Annotated in this window: 16 protein-coding genes; 5 read left to right on the plus strand and 11 right to left on the minus strand. The window is 38.8% G+C overall.

The genetic code is table 11. The features are described 5' to 3' along the window. The first annotated feature begins 82 nt into the window (after positions 1–82). Both GLIP_RS00960 and GLIP_RS00965 read left to right on the plus strand, forming a co-directional pair. Positions 83–1,021 (plus strand): LysR family transcriptional regulator, encoded by a 939-nt coding sequence (locus tag GLIP_RS00960; RefSeq protein WP_008842665.1) that lies wholly within the window; start codon positions 83–85, stop codon positions 1,019–1,021. A 114-nt stretch (positions 1,022–1,135) separates the two neighbouring features. After that, positions 1,136–3,307, plus strand: a complete 2,172-nt coding sequence (locus GLIP_RS00965; RefSeq protein ID WP_008842666.1) for a malate synthase G — start codon at positions 1,136–1,138, stop codon at positions 3,305–3,307. Positions 3,308–3,381: 74 nt separating this feature from the next. On the opposite strand, the gene GLIP_RS00970 is transcribed toward GLIP_RS00965, so the two are convergent. The 7 genes from GLIP_RS00970 to GLIP_RS01000 all read right to left on the minus strand — a co-directional run bounded on the left by GLIP_RS00970 (position 3,382) and on the right by GLIP_RS01000 (position 9,770). Next, positions 3,382–4,401: an NAD-dependent epimerase gene (locus GLIP_RS00970; RefSeq protein ID WP_008842667.1), complete on the minus strand. Its 1,020-nt coding sequence runs from the start codon at positions 4,399–4,401 to the stop codon at positions 3,382–3,384. Between the two features lie 9 nt (positions 4,402–4,410). Further along, positions 4,411–5,691 carry a Vi polysaccharide biosynthesis UDP-N-acetylglucosamine C-6 dehydrogenase TviB gene (gene tviB, locus GLIP_RS00975; protein WP_008842668.1) on the minus strand — a complete coding sequence of 427 codons (1,281 nt, stop codon included), beginning with the start codon at positions 5,689–5,691 and terminating at the stop codon, positions 4,411–4,413. A 222-nt stretch (positions 5,692–5,913) separates the two neighbouring features. Beyond that, positions 5,914–7,032, minus strand: a complete 1,119-nt coding sequence (locus GLIP_RS00980; protein WP_008842669.1) for a nucleotidyltransferase family protein — start codon at positions 7,030–7,032, stop codon at positions 5,914–5,916. A 4-nt stretch (positions 7,033–7,036) separates the two neighbouring features. Further along, entirely contained in the window at positions 7,037–7,885 is an 849-nt protein-coding gene (locus GLIP_RS00985) for an HprK-related kinase A (protein WP_008842670.1), read from the minus strand. Positions 7,886–7,890: 5 nt separating this feature from the next. Further along, the gene (locus tag GLIP_RS00990) at positions 7,891–8,163 is read right to left on the minus strand and encodes a hypothetical protein (RefSeq protein WP_008842671.1); all 273 of its coding nucleotides are present in this window, start codon (positions 8,161–8,163) and stop codon (positions 7,891–7,893) included. Between the two features lie 33 nt (positions 8,164–8,196). Next, positions 8,197–8,853: a hypothetical protein gene (locus tag GLIP_RS22080; RefSeq protein WP_008842672.1), complete on the minus strand. Its 657-nt coding sequence runs from the start codon at positions 8,851–8,853 to the stop codon at positions 8,197–8,199. A gap of 146 nt (positions 8,854–8,999) precedes the next feature. Then, positions 9,000–9,770: a S1 family peptidase gene (locus tag GLIP_RS01000; RefSeq protein WP_008842673.1), complete on the minus strand. Its 771-nt coding sequence runs from the start codon at positions 9,768–9,770 to the stop codon at positions 9,000–9,002. Between the two features lie 90 nt (positions 9,771–9,860). On the opposite strand from GLIP_RS01000, the gene GLIP_RS01005 reads away from it, so the two are divergent. Beyond that, a complete protein-coding gene (locus GLIP_RS01005; protein ID WP_008842674.1) occupies positions 9,861–10,718 on the plus strand; it encodes a patatin-like phospholipase family protein in 858 nt (285 codons plus the stop codon). Positions 10,719–10,746: 28 nt separating this feature from the next. Here GLIP_RS01005 and GLIP_RS01010 read toward each other — a convergent pair whose 3' ends face one another. After that, positions 10,747–11,640 (minus strand): hypothetical protein, encoded by an 894-nt coding sequence (locus GLIP_RS01010; RefSeq protein WP_008842675.1) that lies wholly within the window; start codon positions 11,638–11,640, stop codon positions 10,747–10,749. A 177-nt stretch (positions 11,641–11,817) separates the two neighbouring features. Between GLIP_RS01010 and GLIP_RS01015 the strand changes: the two genes are divergently transcribed. Next, positions 11,818–12,555 carry a PEP-CTERM/exosortase system-associated acyltransferase gene (locus tag GLIP_RS01015; RefSeq protein ID WP_008842676.1) on the plus strand — a complete coding sequence of 246 codons (738 nt, stop codon included), beginning with the start codon at positions 11,818–11,820 and terminating at the stop codon, positions 12,553–12,555. A gap of 105 nt (positions 12,556–12,660) precedes the next feature. Continuing rightward, the gene (locus tag GLIP_RS01020) at positions 12,661–13,536 is read left to right on the plus strand and encodes a ThiF family adenylyltransferase (protein WP_008842677.1); all 876 of its coding nucleotides are present in this window, start codon (positions 12,661–12,663) and stop codon (positions 13,534–13,536) included. A gap of 428 nt (positions 13,537–13,964) precedes the next feature. Here GLIP_RS01020 and GLIP_RS01025 read toward each other — a convergent pair whose 3' ends face one another. The 3 genes from GLIP_RS01025 to wecC all read right to left on the minus strand — a co-directional run bounded on the left by GLIP_RS01025 (position 13,965) and on the right by wecC (position 18,983). Continuing rightward, positions 13,965–14,795, minus strand: a complete 831-nt coding sequence (locus GLIP_RS01025) for a PEP-CTERM sorting domain-containing protein (RefSeq protein WP_008842678.1) — start codon at positions 14,793–14,795, stop codon at positions 13,965–13,967. Positions 14,796–14,977: 182 nt separating this feature from the next. After that, the gene (gene prsT / locus GLIP_RS01030; protein ID WP_008842679.1) at positions 14,978–17,644 is read right to left on the minus strand and encodes an XrtA/PEP-CTERM system TPR-repeat protein PrsT; all 2,667 of its coding nucleotides are present in this window, start codon (positions 17,642–17,644) and stop codon (positions 14,978–14,980) included. A 97-nt stretch (positions 17,645–17,741) separates the two neighbouring features. Continuing rightward, the gene (wecC, locus tag GLIP_RS01035; RefSeq protein WP_008842680.1) at positions 17,742–18,983 is read right to left on the minus strand and encodes a UDP-N-acetyl-D-mannosamine dehydrogenase; all 1,242 of its coding nucleotides are present in this window, start codon (positions 18,981–18,983) and stop codon (positions 17,742–17,744) included. Positions 18,984–18,989 lie beyond the last annotated feature (6 nt).

Below are 18,989 nucleotides of genomic sequence, written 5' to 3' on the forward strand. Positions count from 1 at the left end.
GGATTCGTCTTGCTTTTTTTTGTGGTATCCCTTAACGCCATTGGTATAATCACTTTTAACTCAGTTTAGAAGTGAAGTTAATTTGAATATCGCGAAAGTTGATCTTAATTTATTGGTATATCTAGATGTGTTGCTTCGAGAAGGAAGCGTAACCAAAGCTGCAAATCAACTCAGCATCACCCAACCTGCAATGAGCAATGGTTTGAAGCGCTTACGGGATTTATTCAACGATCCCCTTTTAGTCCGCACCAGTGACGGTATGACCCCGACAAAAAGAGCGCTGGAGTTGCAACCTGTCGTTCGCGATGTTTTAGCAAAATTAGAAACCACAATTCAGCCTGAAACGGAATTTGTTCCAGCCAGTAGCCAACGAACATTTCGTATTATGGCCAGTGACTATGCCGAGTCTACGTTATTAATTGAAGTCATTCGACAGCTTGGTAATATTGCTCCAAATATCACCTTAGACGTGATCACCCCAAGTGATGTAACCTTTCATGATGTTGAACATGGCAAGGTAGACATGGCAATTAACCGCTTTGAAGAACTTCCGCTTTCATTCCATCAAAAAGTCATTTGGTACGATGCGTTTTCTTGCGTTGTAAAGAGCAATAATCCAATTGTTGAAAAATTTGATTTAAACAGTTACTTGTCTGGACAACATATTTGGGTAAGTAAAACTGGATTTGGTGTTGGAGTGGGAGTAGATCCCAATGAAGTTCAGAAGCTAGGTTGGGTAGACGCTGAATTAACTAAATTGGGGAAAAAGCGTGACATTCGCGTATTCACCAGACACTACCATGTAGCTTTACAGTTAGCCAAAGCGCAGAATTTAATTGCAACTTTGCCAAGCAAGGCAGCTAATTTATATCGCAATGATCCAGAGGTAGTTATTTTAGAACCCCCGTTTGACATCCCTCCGATCGGATTGAAAATGGCATGGAGTGCACTATTACATCACGATGCAGGGCATATTTGGTTGCGACGCCTAATTAGTGAAGTAGCAAACCAATTAAGTTAGTAACACGTAAATTCAACATTCATGAAATTTATCGCAAGAATAATAACCATAAATTAAACATATCGGTTAGATGTGGGTAGTATGAGTCTATTGGACAGATTCGGAGTATTACCTATGCAAAACTATATATCTCGTGGCTCACTGCAAATAGCGGAAGAATTAAGCCGTTTTATCGAAGACGAAGCAATTGTTGGGGCACAAGTTGATCTCGATGTTTTTTGGGATGGGTTTGAAAAGGTCTTAGCTGAATTTGTACCAAAAAATAAAGCTCTGTTGTTAAAGCGAGATGATTTACAACAGAAGATTGACCGGTATTGCCAACATAATCCTCATTATACGCTGTCTGAATATAAAGATTTTCTGCATAGCATCGGTTATTTATTACCACAACCTGCCCCTTTCAATATTAGTACGCAACATGTTGATCCCGAAATCGCGACTATGGCAGGTCCTCAACTAGTTGTACCTATTAATAATGCGCGTTACGCGATTAACGCTGCTAATGCGCGTTGGGGAAGCCTATATGATGCTTTGTACGGTACTGATGTTATCAGTGAAGAAAACGGTGCACGCAAACAAGGTCCATATAACAGCGTGAGAGGTCAGAAAGTTATCGAACATGGGCGTCGTTGGTTAGATGTCGCGGTACCTTTGGCGCAAGGATCTCATCAAGATGTGGTTGCCTACCAATTAAAAAATCTCACCCTCGAATGTCATTTTAAGGATGGTAGTTTCACATCTCTTCAAGATCCTAATCAGCTTGTAGGCCTGATCGGAAAACAAGAACAACCTAGCGCCATTATCTTAATCCATAATGGGCTACATATAGAATTGCAATTTGATCCTAATCATCCTGTTGGCTCTACCGATCCAAGTGGTTTAAAGGACATAGTGTTAGAAGCTGCTTTGACAACCATTATGGACTGCGAAGATTCAGTTGCTGCTGTGGATGCCCAAGACAAAACTCTCGTATACCGTAACTGGTTAGGATTAATGAAAGGTACGCTATCAACTAGTGTGCAAAAAGGACATAGATCCATCACCAGAAAGCTTAATGACGATAAAACGTACACGGATCTGCATGGACAAGCCTGTCAACTTAAAGGCCGTAGCCTTATGTTTATTCGCAACGTGGGCTTATTAATGTCGAACGACGCTATTCTATTCAACGGTGAGGCTATCCCAGAAGGCATTATGGACTGTGTGATTACTTCTTTAATTGGTAAACATGATCTACTTGGAAATAGTCCGTTTGCAAATAGTAACCAAAACAGTATCTATATTGTAAAGCCTAAAATGCATGGACCAGAAGAAGTCGCATTTTCAAATAGCTTATTCGCACAGGTTGAAAAGTTGTTAGGGCTAAAAGAAAACACCATTAAAATGGGGATCATGGATGAAGAAAGACGTACAAGTGTGAATCTCAGTGCTTGTATTGAAGCGGCTAAAACGCGCGTAGTATTTATCAATACCGGGTTTTTAGACCGCACAGGCGACGAAATTCATACTTCGATGCATTTGGGTCCATTTGGTTTAAAAGGTGAGTTGAAAACACTTCCTTGGATATCAGCCTATGAAAAAGATAACGTGGGCCATGGATTAGCAGCCGGTTTATCGGGTAAAGCGCAAATCGGCAAAGGTATGTGGCCAATTCCCGACCATATGGCGGAAATGATGACAGCTAAAATTCAGCACCCAAAGACAGGGGCGAATACAGCTTGGGTACCTTCGCCTACAGCGGCAACCTTGCATGCGTTGCATTACCACCAAGTGAATGTATTTGATATCCAAGCAGCGCTAAAATCACAACATAGTAACAGCTTAGACGACATATTAACGGTACCCATTAAAGAGACTGATGTGAACTTTGATGATGAAACTAAAACCCGCGAATTAGATAACAACGTTCAGGGTATACTTGGCTACGTTGTTAGATGGGTAAATCAAGGAATTGGCTGTTCTAAAGTACCAGATATCAACAATGTCGGATTAATGGAAGATAGGGCCACGTTACGAATTTCCAGTCAACACATTGCCAACTGGTTATTGCACGGCTTGGTTTCAGAGTCCGAAGTGCAAGCTTCACTAAACAGAATGGCCAAACTAGTTGATCAACAAAATGCATCTGACCCGGAATATATCAGCATGTGTCCTGATTTAGATAAATCAATCGCATTTGAAGCTGCTAACGCATTAATTTTTGACGGGATTAATCAACCTAACGGCTACACGGAACCTTTGTTACATGAAATGCGTCGTAAGATGAAGCAACAATTGGCATCGTAAATATTACCGACATAAAAAAACGCAAAGTCACTTGTTAGGTACTTTGCGTTTTTTGTTTTCTACCGAAGTAGCTTTTACTTCACTTTAAAGTAGTCTTTATACCAATCTACAAAGTTACCGATGCCCGTTTGAATAGTGGTTTGAGGGCGATAATCAACGTCTTTTACTAGCGCCTCAACATCTGCATAGGTATCTGGTACATCCCCCATCTGCAGTGGTAATAGCTCTTTTTCAGCTTTTTTACCTAAACTATCTTCAAGAGTTTCAATATATTCCATTAACTGAACAGGTGATTGGTTCCCTATATTGTAAACTCGCCAAGGGGCTTTACTTGTACCAGGGTCTGGATCTTTACCTGACCATTCGGGATTAGCTTCCGCTGTATGGTCAAGAGTACGAATTATGCCTTCAACTATGTCATCGATATAAGTGAAATCACGCTTGTGATTACCATAGTTAAACACTTTAATAGGTTTATCTTCTAATATCGCTTTAGTAAACAGGAACAACGCCATATCAGGGCGTCCCCAAGGTCCATATACGGTAAAGAAACGCAATCCCGTAGTGGGTAGATTAAACAAGTGACTATAGGTATGAGCCATCAACTCATTCGCCTTTTTACTTGCTGCATACAAGGAAACTGGGTGGTCGACGTTATCGTGTACAGAAAATGGCATAGATTCATTCGCACCATAAACCGAACTCGAGGAAGCATATACAAGGTGTTTCACTTGATTATGTCTGCAACCTTCCAAAATATTCATAAATCCAACAATATTGGCATCGATGTAAGCGTGTGGATTCTCTAAAGAATAACGCACGCCTGCTTGTGCTGCTAGATGTACCACCTTGTCAAATTTGTGCTCTTCAAACAAGTTTTCCATCGCTTCTTTGTCTTCGACGGATACTTTTACAAATGAAAAGTTATAACTATTTTTGTGTTGTTCGACTCTTTTTAATCTATCAAGTTTGAGATTGACGTCATAATAATCATTAAGGTTATCTAGACCTACAACTTCGTCGCCGCGCTCAAGTAAATACAAACTCACATGAGAACCGATGAATCCGGCCGCTCCAGTAACTAATACTTTCATTTACGTTCCCTAAAGTCTTAAATCGACTATTTCTTTATCCAAAATATATTTCAAATCAAAAATGACACAATTTTGTTTGCCTAAAGCACGCAAATTTTCAGTGCTCATTTGTTTAAATTGCTGGTGCGCTACGGCCGCAATAATCGCGTCGTATTTACCCGTTTCCGGCTCAGCTACAAGCTTCAAGCCATATTCAGCATTTACTTCGTCAGACTCAGCCCAGGGGTCATAAATATCGACATTCACATGATAATTGTCTAGTTCGGTAGCAATATCCACTACTTTAGTGTTTCGAATATCCGGACAATTTTCCTTAAATGTTATCCCCATTAATAGAACGTTAGCGCCATTAACCATGATTTTTTTATTCAACATTTTTTTGACTAAACGACTGACTACATACTCACCCATTTGGTCATTGATACGGCGGCCTGCCAAAATCACTTCTGGGTGATATCCTATTTCTTCCGCTTTGTGGGTTAAATAGTAAGGGTCTACACCAATGCAGTGACCGCCAACTAAGCCGGGGCGGAAAGGCAAAAAGTTCCATTTACTGCCAGCTGCTAATAATACCTCTTCTGTATCAATGCCTAATCGTTCAAAAATCATGGCCAATTCATTGATCAAAGCAATATTCAAATCTCGTTGTGTGTTTTCTATAACTTTCGCCGCTTCAGCCACTTTAATTGAAGAAGCTCTATGGGTACCAGCGTCAATAATGGATAAATACAGTTGATCGACCAAATCGCCTATTTCTGGCGTAGATCCACTGGTCACTTTTACAATGCTTTCTAATCGATGAGTTTTATCGCCAGGGTTGGTTCGTTCTGGGCTGTAGCCTGCGAAGAAATCCTTATTAAAGGTTAAGCCAGAAAACTCTTCAATTAATGGAATACAGACTTCTTCGGTCGCGCCTGGGTAAACAGTCGATTCGTATATCACTGTTGCGCCTGACTTAAGCACTTTACCAATCATTTCGCTGGCTTTCTTTAAGGGGGTAAGATCGGGTTGGCGATTTTTGTCGATAGGCGTAGGCACAGTGACAATAATAAAGTCGCACTGGGCAAGATCTTCAGGGGTGGAGGAAAAACGTAAAGACGTCACGCTTTTTAATTCTTCAGGAGACACTTCAAGAGTATGGTCTTCGCCGCGGTTTAATTCTTCAATTCGCTGCTTATTAATGTCGAAACCTAAGGTCGAAAACTTTTTCCCAAACGATACTGCCAGCGGCAAGCCTACATAGCCTAAACCAATGATACCTATGCGCTTTTCAAATATATTCGCAGCCAAATCGAACCTCTCCGTAATACTCAGAATATGATTATTTTTAACCACTTAGTTTGCACGTAAATACGTTAAATTAGTAGTGCTAATTATGTCAAAAACACATCTATTTTATTCAAATTGTGCATTTTTACTTCTGAATGAGAGCTATTGGCTAGTAATAGTGATTACAAAAAAGAACAAAAGTAATCAGTGAGAAGTGAAATATGAAAAAGACGTTATTAAGATTTACCAATTAGGGTTATCAGGCAATTTAGGATCAAAATGATGCTTGCCCACAATTTGGTCCCGAACGGCGAAAAAAGATTTGAAGGTAAAATGTTTAATAAGCACCCCTAGAGGCATCTTTATCCAATGACCACGTAAATATGCCAGATTTTTTGCACGCGAAATTTTATTAGTCATCAACAGCGAGTGTTCAGGACAAAATGCAGGTAGAATTGCGTTTTCCAATATCCAAGATTGTCGTTTTGTCACCTCGAAACCTTCAATAAACTTTTTGCTTGTTCTATCCAAAGTCATTAATGAGTAATATTCTAAGGCTTTCAGGCAGCAATATACCTCAAATTGAAAATTCGTTTTATTTCCTAATTCAATTATGTCTTCCCACAAATTATCGTCATTGAACTCTTTTGCTAGTAAATAAATATCAAAGAGATCTCTCATCCAACTACTACTATCTTCATTTGTAAATAAATGAATAATACTATGCAATAGAGACAACCTTGGGTTCAATACAAAACAACCACTTTCTGTTTTGTCCCGAGAATCTAGAAATAAATCAATATCAGGCGAACGACCACTTATCGGCAAGTACACGTTATGATGCATATCTAGCACTGTCGCCCGATTAATCTGAAATAACGGCGGAATTTCATGCGCCCATTGTCGGTAATATTTTTCGTCATAATCGTTTAACTGTTCCGATTGCCAACGGTTAGATTTTAAATGGCGTTCGGCTTTTGGTAAATTTTCTTTAGTCACTAATATATCGATATCAGAGCACACTCTACCTCGCCCATTCAAACTGTTTCGTAGGGTATAACCTGCCCCTTTTAAAAATACTGCAGTGACTCCAACTTGCTCTAATAACGCTCGAATCTCCAATGATTCAAAGGTTATTTGTTGAGCTTGTCGTTGAGCGTAAATCTGAGCTGAGAACAAATGTTTTTGAGCGTAATCAGGATAATCGTCATAACAACTAGCTTGTTTTGCGGTGTGATACAAACTCCCCAATAATTTAGCTTCTCGAAGTACAAAAATGACGTTTTGCCACTCATGCAAAGACAAAGTTAAACCCAGTTTTGGGTTGACGAGCAAGGTATATAAAAACTGAGTGTTCAACATGACATTAACCAATTATGTCCTCTGTCAAAAACGCATCAACATCTTTGAGATTATTATATTGAATTTCAAAAAGTGAACTGGACTTAATTATTTTATCCACCGTGTTAAATGCAGTTGCTCCTAACACGTTATAATTAAAGGCATTTTTGCTTAACGAATTAAAACCATACAATTGTGAAAGACTATATATTGTTAACTCTGTTTCAGCTGCATATTTAGGAAAAACAACCGCAACAATTGGTACTTTTTGCAGATTTTGGTAACGATGCCAATCCAACACTTTAACATGTGCTACATCTCCTTTTTGAGTATCGACACAAGTAGGCGTAAAGAAAGCTTCTGGATGCCATTTTTTAATTAAATCAATGGAGTTGTTCTTTAAACATACTGGACGATAAACAGGATTAACCATAGCGGTGTCTATATCAATGATTGCCATTTCATCAGAATATGTTTCCCACCCCGATAACCCTAAGTGAGCAGTCAATGTGCTTTTACCAGATCCTGGTAGAGCAGGAAAAATAATAGCTTTTCCATTTTTCACTAACACTGCTGCATGTATAAGTAACTTGCTATATTCGTGGGCAGCAACACACCAATTCATCCCCCATTCCAGCACTGCAGGAGCTTGCGAAAGGGGTAAAGGTTTGAATGGCGAATGTTGGTCAGCGTAAAAACTAATTTGAGGTTTGATAAAACGACGAACAAGTGAGTCAAAGACTAGCCTCACTTTGAAATCTACAGGCAAATCTCTTTCGGAAGAATCAGCATAGAGACTTTTGGCTACAGAGTGAACATGTTTAACATCGGAAGTTAACGCGAAACGATAAATCCCTGTATCTATGATTTGCATCTACGTCAATTAGCCCACAACACTTTTTCAGATAATAAACGTTGTATCACACTTTTAGCTGACTCTTCACCTAAATTGAGATATTTAATGAGATCTGCTTTAGCTAAATTAGAAGATGAGATTGGAAACTCAGAATAAACTATGTCTGGCTTTTTATTATTTAGAAAAGTGGTATCGCCACTATAACCGCTATAAATAGCTACACCACTACCATCATGAAACCAAACCAAGCGAGAGCCAGGGAACAAACTATAATTTTGCGACTTTTCCTCTGGCACTTAGAACATTAACCACATGATTGCTAAATCCATTTAACTACAAGAAGCAGCATCCCAATCAGTACTTCCATCGTTGTAACCTAATTCACTATCTGAAATGCTAAAACCAGCTACGTCTTTGTTGACATACCAGTAGCTGAAAACATCGGTAATAGCTTGTATTGCCTCGGCCTCACCAGAACCATAGGTCGAATAAAAACCAAAGTAGGTATTAAGATAAACCGCAGCTAAATGGAAATAAATGTTGTTATAACCACCACCGTTAGAATCAAGACCACTTTGTACAGTCATATTCAGTGGGCTGAATTCACTAGGTAAAGTTAATTGGTGCTGATAAACCGGATCAATAGCATTTATAAAACACGTTTTAGCATTAGCGTATTCTGTACTGTTTTTGCCATAAGAAGACTTAACATCGCCAAGCGCATTAAACGTAGAATGCATGTTATTTTTGTAATCTTTCCAATTTCCCGGTGAGCGACCACCGTAAAGATTTGGCATAGTACAGGTGTGACGGTCAGCATTTGTTGATAAATTACCTGACAACGCACCCGATACACTACAGGCACCCCATACTGATTTTGCAGGAAGGCTCACAATCACTGCTCCGGTCGCCGATTTCTTAAGAAAATTACGGCGTTTGTTCACAGCAGAAACATCCTTTTTAAACGACTTATCGAATTCATTCATTGATTAAAACCCTTTTTATGCGACTTCTTAAACGCAATTAACTCTATTGTGATCGTTAAAGCAAAAACCACACCAACACATCAATCCATTGATTTTTATGTGTTTAATTTGTGTAATATAGCAGAACTGTAAATTTTTTCGACAAGCTAATCAATATCAATATTAGCCGATACCAACAGTTGCCTGACGTATTTTACAGGTATTGAGTAAGTAATACCACTAGGGTCTGCTAAAACTGCCTCTTTTGTTTTTTTTACAAACACTTTATTGATTACTGCTACTACCTGTCCAGTTTCGACTTCATAAACTGCACTACCACTATTTCCCGGATAAGCAGTAGCGTCCATCTGATACACCATGTATGGATCACGCAGCCTTTTAAGTGTTTGCACATCTAATTGGCTGGAGTGACTAGTTGGAATTATCACAGGTGTAGCTGCTGAAATAATGCCCCGATGCGTAGCCGGATATAGTCCTAATACTGCGCCAATGGGATAGCCAGTAAACGCCACTTCCGTTCCATCTGGTATCAAATTACTATTCGCCAGTTTAAACGGTTTCAGTTTCTTACTTATACGTAATAACGCTAAATCGTGCATTTCATCAATTTTAACAATATGAGCGTCGAAAGTTTGCGGGTAACGTCCCGTTCCGGTAAATACGACTCGTCGTTGTTTAGAATTTTCGTCCAGTGGTTGCGATATAACATGATGATTAGTAATGATATATTGCCCATTCCCAACGACAAAGCCCGTTCCGTGCAAGCTCGACTGTGGTGCTTTTATCGGGTCAAAAACACCTATCCCAACAACTGATTCTTTAGCTTGTTTTACGATGTTTACAATATTGTGTGCGTTAGCGGTAAAGGTAAAACCGCAAAGCACCGCGGCAAAAATATATTTGAATAAAGTAAACATAAAATCTTTTCCATCTAATCAATTTAAAATAATAATGCAAAAACTGAAAATTCAGCCATATTTTAAAGAAAAGCAATAGTTTGCATAGTTATGAAGTCCCAACTACACGATAACAATAAAAACCCAATAGTACCTATTTTTTCAGGTGGGGGAACTCGATTAACCTGTCATATCGGTATCCTACAAGCACTAATCGAAATGAATATGACGTTTAATCATGTTGTTGGTATTTCAGGTGGTTCAATTGTTTGCGCTTTGTATTGCAGCGGTATGTCGATCGACGATATTTTCAAACTAGCGCTAAATACAGATTTTAAACAATTTAAAGGTTATTCTTTATTTAGATTGTTAAAAGAAGGGGGGTTGAGTTCCGGTAACCAGTTTGAAAATTGGATGGATAAACAATTAGAGGGAAAAACTTTTTCTCAATTGGCCATAGATTTAAGCATAGTGGCTACGGACGTAAATGGTGGTGGGCCGGTTATATTTAATAAACAAACCAGTCCTGACTTAAAAGTTTCACAAGCCGTACGGTTTTCGATGTCAATTCCATTAATTTTTAGCTTTAAAACCTACGGTGAACATTTACTTGTTGACGGCGCCATACTCGCAGAAGATGCGCTTTTTAGAAATTGGTCAGGTACAAATGCTAAAAATGTTTGTTTCCGATTAAAAAGTCAACAAATTCATCAGGTGCAAAAACGTCAAGTTTTCTTTCATCTACCCGAATATCTATTTATGTTGATTAAAACGTTTATGACAGCGTTATCGCGAGAATATGTACACGCCGAACATTGGCACAACACCATTATCGTTGAAACTGGCATATACTCTTCTGTTGATTTTTCATTAAGTATTGAACAAAAGAAAGAACTATTTGAGATGGGTTACGCAACCGCATTACATTTTTTACCCATTAAATTGGGGAAAACTAGCGCCGGTAGCTAGTTCTCTCGACTCTTAAATGCAATCGAATTTAGTCTTTATTAAGCATTGCACTGAGCGGCAGCAAAACAATTTGAGCGATAAATAATGGGATATTTTCTTTAACAAAACCTGCACAAATATGACTCACCTTAGAGCCTGTTCCAGGCACCTCGACCTCTGGCGTTACGACTAGATTTAACACATCGTTGCTTCGTAAATTTTCTAATTGTCGTTTATCAATACATAATTTGTGGGACGAATAGATCATTGGATCTTTAATAAGGTCATGTCCAATAGCTTGAGCTCGTTCAAGCAATGCCGAAGAAAGAAGACTCATAGGATACATCTGCGGAAAACGTACTTTATCTGCAAATTCGTCAATATATTCAGATTGTTCTCCGAATGCACTTGTCAAAAAATTCTTAGCATTGCCAACAATCATATATTTACGCTTTAGAAAACACTGGGTAGCTTGATCAAACGTGCGGTCTGCTCTCATTCCCCATTCAATATTGTTCGGAAAATCGTCGGGAAGTTGTATAGGGCTAAATTCAGATTCTCGTTTAAATCCCAATATTACCGCTTTATCATTAGCTTTTAGCAATAATCTATTGGAGTATTGTTTTCCAATTGCAGACTCACTGCTTTTTCCAGGTTTGATATCTAATGTTAATCTATCTCCTGGGTTCACAACGCCAGCAAAGGTAAATTCAAAAACACTATATGCAAAACTCTGAGAACTTTCAGGCGTGTTCAATTCAGCTTGACGATGTTGAAATTGTGTTTCAATAAAACACCCTAATTGAAACCCTAAAGCTATCGGTCCCGAGAAAGGGTTATTCACGATCCAATTCCAACGATTTTTGTCATGAAATAGATTAAAATCATCGGTAGAATTTCTTGCCGCTTCAATATGAATTTGTGATAACTGAAAGTTTTCCAAAAAAATTCCCCTTACAGATTATATATCGACATATAGTAAACTAATGTATAACACAGAAATTACGGTATTTGTTTGACAAATAAGGACTTTAACCTGACACTTTATACTTAACATAGTTTATACTTTCTAGGCTTTACTTCCAATGATGGGCAATACACACAATAAAGGAAAGTCGTAATGACGGAAGTTTCTGCTGATAGCATTTCGGGTCATTTTTCCGATTATTTAAAACCTGTATTTTCAGAATCTGAAGAGCACAAAAAATTCTCCTATGGCATTCGACATCAGGTTTATTGTGAAGAACTGCATTTTGAACCCGAAAACAAAATAAAAATCGAAACAGACGATTTTGACAAGCACGCATATCATTGTCTTATTCAACACAAATCCAGCGGTCAATATGCGGGAACTGTGAGGTTAATAACGTCTTCAAACACCGAACAGAAATTGCCAATTGAACTATATTGTCAAAATGCGATACAAAGACCAGAATTATTTCCTGATAACTTTGAACGTAACGATATCTGTGAAATTTCTCGTTTAGCAGTACCTGCAGAGTTTAGACGTCGTAAAATGGACGACTATGATGGCGCGGCCATCGGTGTCATTAATAAGAAAATCTATTCAGAAACAGAGTTGCGATGCTTCCCATTTATTGCTGTAGGATTATATCTTTCTTCTACTGCTATATTACTCAGTAAAAATATTCATCATTGTTACGTAATGGTTGAGCCACGGTTAGCTAGAAGCATGCGATTTGTTGGGTTACCGTTTGAGCAAATTGGGCCTGTTATTGATTATCATGGAAAACGAGCCCCTTTCTATATTCAACCTCAAGCTGTTGAAGACAATTTAAAACCGGATTTTAAAGCCTTGTTGCACAATATTAAAAATGAGCTTGAACACCAACTATAAAATCAATTAGCGGCATTGTTAATGTCGCTTAAAACGCTGATTAGGGACTTAACGAAATGTTTACTTCATTTCGATAGCGTACACCATACTTAGAGAGCGAACGCGATGTTTGATTATAAAGAAGCATTTTCACGAAACATTGGTTGGATGACCGAAGAAGAACAAGAGGTTCTAAGAAAAAGTAAAGTCGCTGTTGGTGGCTTAGGGGGTGTTGGTGGTGACCATGCAATTGTTTGCGCAAGACTTGGAATTGGAAATTTTCACATTTCCGACATGGATCAATATGATTTAGTCAATTTCAACCGTCAAGCCGGCGCTTCAATGAAAACTTTAGGGCAAGAAAAATCCAAAGTCATGGAAGATATTTTAGCAAACATTAATCCAGAGTCGAATGTCAGAAATTTTGACAAAGGTATTAATGATGACAATTTGGAAGAATTTCTAGATGGTGTTGATTTATATATTGATAGCTTAGATATTTTTGCAATGGATATACGTCGAAAAGTATTCCAACGATGCTATGAGAAAAATATCCCATGTATTACAGCAGCTCCAATGGGAATGGGGACTGCCGTATTGGTATTTATGCCCGGTAAAATGTCATTTGAAGAATACTTTTGCTTGGAAGGTTTGGCTCCAGAAGATCAATTTTACCATTTAATAATGGGGCTATCACCGGCCATGCTGCAACTAAGCTATCTAGTGGATAGAAGTAAGGTGGATTTTTGGGCAGGAAAGGTCCCTTCCACCCCCATGGGTATATCCTTAGCTGCTGGAGTGCTTAATACTAATGTAGTGAAAGTTCTGCTGAAAAGAGGAGAAGTTCTCCATGCTCCTTGGGGATGGCATGTAGATGCCTACAAAAATAAAGCCAAGAAAACCTGGCGACCATGGGGCAACAAGAATCCAATTCAAAAATATATTATGTTTCCAATGGTGAAAAAAGCCGTGGGTAAACCTAAACCTAACTCTGAAAAGTAAGCGACTATTATAGATTAAACGATTGTATTTTAGCTTTCACATGATATTTATGATGGAAGCTTTGCCCAGCGTACTCTATTCTTATTTGCCAACATAATTCGTTTATAAGCAGTGAAAATATCACGCTTTCATTTACATCACACACTTAAGGCTTAAGCGATTCAAGCTTGTTGCCTATATATTCAAGACATTAGCCTGAAATTCCCCTCCCCCAAAACATAAAATCGAAAGCACAAATCACTGTAAAAAATTTAAACACTTAGGAGTCTACAGCACTTTCTAAAGACTTGAGCACTGGAATACAAGAAAGGAGATATAAGAAAAGACGTAGAAATAAATATTGCAGGTTGGAGCCAGTCGCTAACTAAATTTCACTAAAAAAAAACCCGGTATAAATACCGGGTTTATAATAATGCATTTAAGCAATCTTAGCTTTTACGTCTGCGAGCTGCACCAGCTAGACCTAGAAGACCAAGACCCAATACCGCTAAGCTTGAAGGCTCAGGAATTTGGAAAGAGATTGAACCGTCATGGTTACCATTCAAAGTGAAAGTACCATCCATGTTATCAGTTACAACAACATCGTTAGGGTCAGTGTTGAAATCAACAAATGAGAAGATATCAACCATGTCACCTAGTAAATCAGTCATTGAGCCATCTGCAAAGTTGAATACATCACCTGCAGCAACACCGTTAACCGTGCCAGCGCCAACTGAAGAAACCATAGTTTTCAAAGATGGACCGCCTAAGCTTTGAACGATTGATACGAAATCAAGCGTAAATAACTCAACAAATTCAGATGTATTAGCGAAACCAGGTTCGAAGTAGTAGAACGTAATTTCACCAGAGTTATAGTTAGTCGCTAGAGCTGGACCAAGTGAACCAGTTAGTTCGAATTGGAAAGTTAAACCCCAATCGCCATAATCGTTGTCACTTTCTGGACCGAAGCTATTAGGCAAGAAACCTTCAACTGCGTTGAATGCAATCGCTGAACTTCCAGCTGGACCGCTGATGAAACCACCAGTAGTTACAATCGCGTCACCTGCACTTGGGCCATTCGCGTCACCGTCTGTTACAAGAGTTTCAGATTGGTAGTTATAAGTAGCTTGATCCAACCAACCAGTACTGCTAGCACCAGCGGCTTGGTTTCTAAGGTTGTCACCAAAATCAGTTCCAACATCAATAAAGAATTGGTCAGCCATAGCAACAGAAGAACTTGTTGCCAAAATGATCCCTGCTAATAAGGACTTAGTTTTCATGTCTATTCTCCAGCGTAAGTAATTTTAAAGTTGTAAAGCTGCTATTTCATTCACAAGCTTTCCTTGGTTTAGATAAAGCACAATACGGGCCAACTTTTAACTCACTGTTTCATATGCATTTTTTATATTGAGGTATTTGTACATGTTAAAATATCTGACACTTTTATTACCCATTTCGCTATTTATTGATTCGCTTTACGCGATTCTTCGTAATGAATCCGATATGTCTGATTACTTGGCTCTAAATCGAATGCTTTCTTACTTACTTCCAAAGCACGTTTTACGTCACCATTTTTTAATAATACCACGCCTAGTGTATCTAACAATTTAGGGTTTTCTGGGCGCAACGCAACTGCTTGCTCGGCATATGCAACTGCTTTTTCGCTATTTCCTGCTTCACCATAAAGCCAACCAAGATTGTTTAAGGCGATTATATTCTCGGGTAAAAATTTAACCAACCGCTCATAATGTTCTATCGCTTTCTGCGGCGCTACATCCATATAAGTCTCAGCTAACCTTGCTCTAACATTAACATCTACTGGACGCTTTTGGATATGCTCTTCTAAAAAGGTTAAGGCAGCTTCTTGACCTTGCAAGTTAGACTTAGCCTTTGCAATTAAAATTGCAAATCGTCCGTCTAAACTCTTATTATAAGATTCTTCTAATAGAGGAAGAGATTCTTTAATTTTGCCTTCAGCAAATAATATTTGACCTTTAAGCCCCTTAACAGTTGTATTAGATTTAAAGTTGTCCGGAAGCGCGTTCATTAACCTTTTAGCAACTAGCACATTTCCACTTACGAGATTGTAATGGATCTCCATGACTTGGAACTCACCGTCTTGAGGATGAAAACTCAAAGCTCGTTTTACCGTACCTAATGCAGCAGACAAATCCCGAATTCCATCATTAAGATGTATAGCAGCAATCCATGGTTCTCTTCTTTTTGGTTCTAGTTGTTGCCAACTTGAATAAACATTTAGTGCATCTGTTGGTTTATTCAATGCGAGGTAGCTATCAGCTTGAGCCTTCCAAAAGAACAATGGCATATCTTTGCTGGGTTTTATTGTCTCCAATACATCGAGCGCTTTTTGAGGTTCAGCTTGAAAAACCAACGCTCTGGCATAATTTAATTTTTTCATTAAATCGTCAGGTTGCTTTTCATAAATAGATTTTATTAACGCCAGAGCTTCTTTTGCTTCTTCTTTACTTTGCCTATGTGCTTCAACAAAATAATCAAACGATCCTTGGACATATTCAGGGTTATTTTGAGCTGCGGTTTTAAGTAGGCTTAACGCTTCTTTAGTATTACCATTTTGTTTTGCAACATCAGCCATAAACTTTAAAGACGACGGGTTGTTTGGCGCACGTTGCAATATGTCACTGTGGACTTGTTTCGCTAGATCATGCTGCTCAGATAACTCGTATACTTCAGCTAACAAATTGTAAGCGATTAACTGCTCGGAATCATACTCAATCCAATCTTGTGCCACTTCAATAGCACTGCTGTAGTTTAGCTTACTCACATACGCTTGAGCTAAAACTAACCTTGCTGTTTCAGATTCTGGTGCTAGTTGTATCGCTGTTTGAAGGTTTTCTAATCCCGAATCATCGTCAAGTGAAAGTTTTAACATACCGATTCGAATCAATTCTTCAGGATCTGTAGAATTACTTTTCTTCGCCAACTCAAGCATCTGTCGAGCTTTTGAGTCATCACCACTTTTAATAAGGTCAAACCCAGCTTGGGTAAATAAAGTAACATCAGTTAAGTCATAACTTCCCATGTTACCTAATGTCTGTGCAGCATCATTGCTATAACCTAAGCGCAATTGAATCTCAGCAAATAATCGTTTGGCTGGATGCGATTCCGGCAATACATTTTGTACTGCTGCCAAATGATTATGAGCTTGCTCTAACTTTTGCACATTATAAGATGCGACTCCAGCAATCAGACGAGATGTGGGTGAGTTAGAGCCTCCAGATATAGCTTGTTCCATTGAGGTTTTTGCCGCTGAATAATCTTGTTGTTGGAAATGCAGAATCCCCATAAATTCATTTAGCTGAGCGTTATCAGGTAACTTTTTCAGTAAAGCGACAGTGAGTGATTCCGCCTCTTCATATTGCTCATCTCTTAACAGAGCATCAATGAGTAAAAAGTTCCCTTGAGCGTCGCCGGGTTTTTGTTCTACGTATTGTCTAAAGTCTTTAATTGCAGTGGCATAATCTTTCTGTTGCATACTTAACTGGCCTTGCAACAATACCGCTTCCATAAATTCAGGTTCAGCGCTTAGCAGCTCTTCTAGAATAATTAAAGCATCGGTTATTTCGCCGTCATGCAATGCATGATGTGCTCGTCCAAAACGGCTGTACGATGAATCCGGGTATAATTCTGAGGCACGCTTAATGGCGAGCTTAGCTCTTGAAACTTCGTTTTTGCGAAATAAAGCAAGACCTTTATAAACTTGCGCTATGGCTTCTGTTTCGCTGGTTAAACCGGTCAGTCTTTCCACTACCTGAATAATTTCGTCATCACGTTGTAAAAAGTTTAATGTGCCTAAATATAACGGTAGAACTTCATTCTTAAAATATCCGCCATCAAACGCTATTTTCAGCTCTTTCTCGGCCGAGTTGGCATTTCCGCGTTGAAAATAAACTGATCCTAACAAAAATCTAGCACGCAAATTTTTGGGATCTGACGATAATGCATTTTTAAGGACGATCACTGCACTTTCTGGATCATTTTCTAAGATCGCTTTTTCCGCGTCTGCGATATATTCGGAAGGTGTCTTTTGACTACATCCCATCATTACCAGAACAACAAGCAATACTCCGTATTTTTTAATTGAACACATATGTTTCTCTTTTAGATTGGTATTGAATTATAGGAAATAGGAAGGTTGAATCTTTTTACCCTCCTATGCTGACTGTATCATTGAATCTGCTCGCTAACTAGGCAATTAGTCCACTGGAATCAATTAAGACCTTGGTATTTAAATGAGACTTATCAAGGCCTTTAAATTGTTTATGATTTACCAAGACAACGACAATATTAGCCTTTTCAAGTGCTGCTTCTATAGATAATAACTTGATCCCAGCGGCACTAAGTTTATCGGGTAATTCGTGAATATTTGGCTCTACTGCTAAAATCTCACCGAGCTCCATTTTAGCAAGTCGTAACGTAATGTCTAAGGCCGGGCTCTCGCGCAAATCGTCGATATCCGGTTTGAATGCCAAGCCTAAACAGGCAATTACTGGGCGTTTGAACTCATCGGCAGCTTTTTGTACCTTGCCAATCACAAACCCCGGTTTACCGTCATTTACTTCTCGAGCCGTTCGGATCATTCTGGCAGATTCAGGCGCTGAATCCACGATAAACCAAGGGTCGACAGCAATGCAGTGTCCACCCACACCTGGCCCTGGTGTTAAAATATTAACCCTAGGATGGCGATTGGCTAATGCGATTAATTCCCAAACATTGATATGCAATTCGTCACAAATGATAGATAACTCATTTGCAAAGGCAATATTGACATCTCGGAAGCTATTTTCAGTTAATTTGGCCATTTCAGCCGTACGTGCAGATGTTGTTAAGCAATTTCCTCGCACAAAAATATTATACAATTCAATTGCTTTTTCGCTGCACTCTGCCGACATACCACCAATGATACGATCGTTAGAAACTAATTCTTCAAGCACACGACCTGGTAATACCCTTTCAGGACAATGTGCAACGTACATATCTGGAGTTTGGCTGCTGTGACCAGGGAAATGTAAATCTGGGCGAAGCGCTTGTAGCCATGCAGTGAGTTTTTCAGTAGCACCAACAGGAGAAGTTGATTCTAAAACAATCAAGTTTCCTTTTTCCAACACTGGAGCTATCGCATTTGCTGCCTTTTCGATAAAGCTAAGATCTGGTTTTTTGCCTTCTTGAAAAGGCGTAGGCACGGCTATCATAAAAGCATCGGCAGGCTCAGGTATCAATGATGCTCGCAGTTTACCCATAGTAACAGCTGCTTGAACAACCATATCTAAATCAGGTTCTACAATATGTACTTTACCTTGATTTATAGTATCAACGGCTTTTTCAGAAACATCTATTCCAATGACTTCTACTCCGCGGGATGCTATTACCGCTGCAGTAGGTAAACCAATATAGCCCAAACCAATGACCGAAACTTTAGCAAATGCCATATTTAT

Source organism: Aliiglaciecola lipolytica E3, assembly GCF_000314975.1.
Lineage (GTDB): Bacteria > Pseudomonadota > Gammaproteobacteria > Enterobacterales > Alteromonadaceae > Aliiglaciecola > Aliiglaciecola lipolytica.

Coding starts and splice junctions, on each gene's coding strand:
- GLIP_RS00970 (WP_008842667.1), bottom strand. CDS start 4,401: ATGAAAGTATTAGTTACTGGAGCGGCCGGATTCATCGGTTCTCATGTG.
- GLIP_RS00965 (WP_008842666.1), top strand. CDS start 1,136: ATGCAAAACTATATATCTCGTGGCTCACTGCAAATAGCGGAAGAATTA.
- GLIP_RS00985 (WP_008842670.1), bottom strand. CDS start 7,885: ATGCAAATCATAGATACAGGGATTTATCGTTTCGCGTTAACTTCCGAT.
- GLIP_RS22080 (WP_008842672.1), bottom strand. CDS start 8,853: ATGAATGAATTCGATAAGTCGTTTAAAAAGGATGTTTCTGCTGTGAAC.
- GLIP_RS01000 (WP_008842673.1), bottom strand. CDS start 9,770: ATGTTTACTTTATTCAAATATATTTTTGCCGCGGTGCTTTGCGGTTTT.
- GLIP_RS01020 (WP_008842677.1), top strand. CDS start 12,661: ATGTTTGATTATAAAGAAGCATTTTCACGAAACATTGGTTGGATGACC.
- wecC (WP_008842680.1), bottom strand. CDS start 18,983: ATGGCATTTGCTAAAGTTTCGGTCATTGGTTTGGGCTATATTGGTTTA.
- GLIP_RS01005 (WP_008842674.1), top strand. CDS start 9,861: ATGAAGTCCCAACTACACGATAACAATAAAAACCCAATAGTACCTATT.
- prsT (WP_008842679.1), bottom strand. CDS start 17,644: ATGTGTTCAATTAAAAAATACGGAGTATTGCTTGTTGTTCTGGTAATG.
- GLIP_RS01025 (WP_008842678.1), bottom strand. CDS start 14,795: ATGAAAACTAAGTCCTTATTAGCAGGGATCATTTTGGCAACAAGTTCT.
- GLIP_RS01015 (WP_008842676.1), top strand. CDS start 11,818: ATGACGGAAGTTTCTGCTGATAGCATTTCGGGTCATTTTTCCGATTAT.
- GLIP_RS00980 (WP_008842669.1), bottom strand. CDS start 7,032: ATGTTGAACACTCAGTTTTTATATACCTTGCTCGTCAACCCAAAACTG.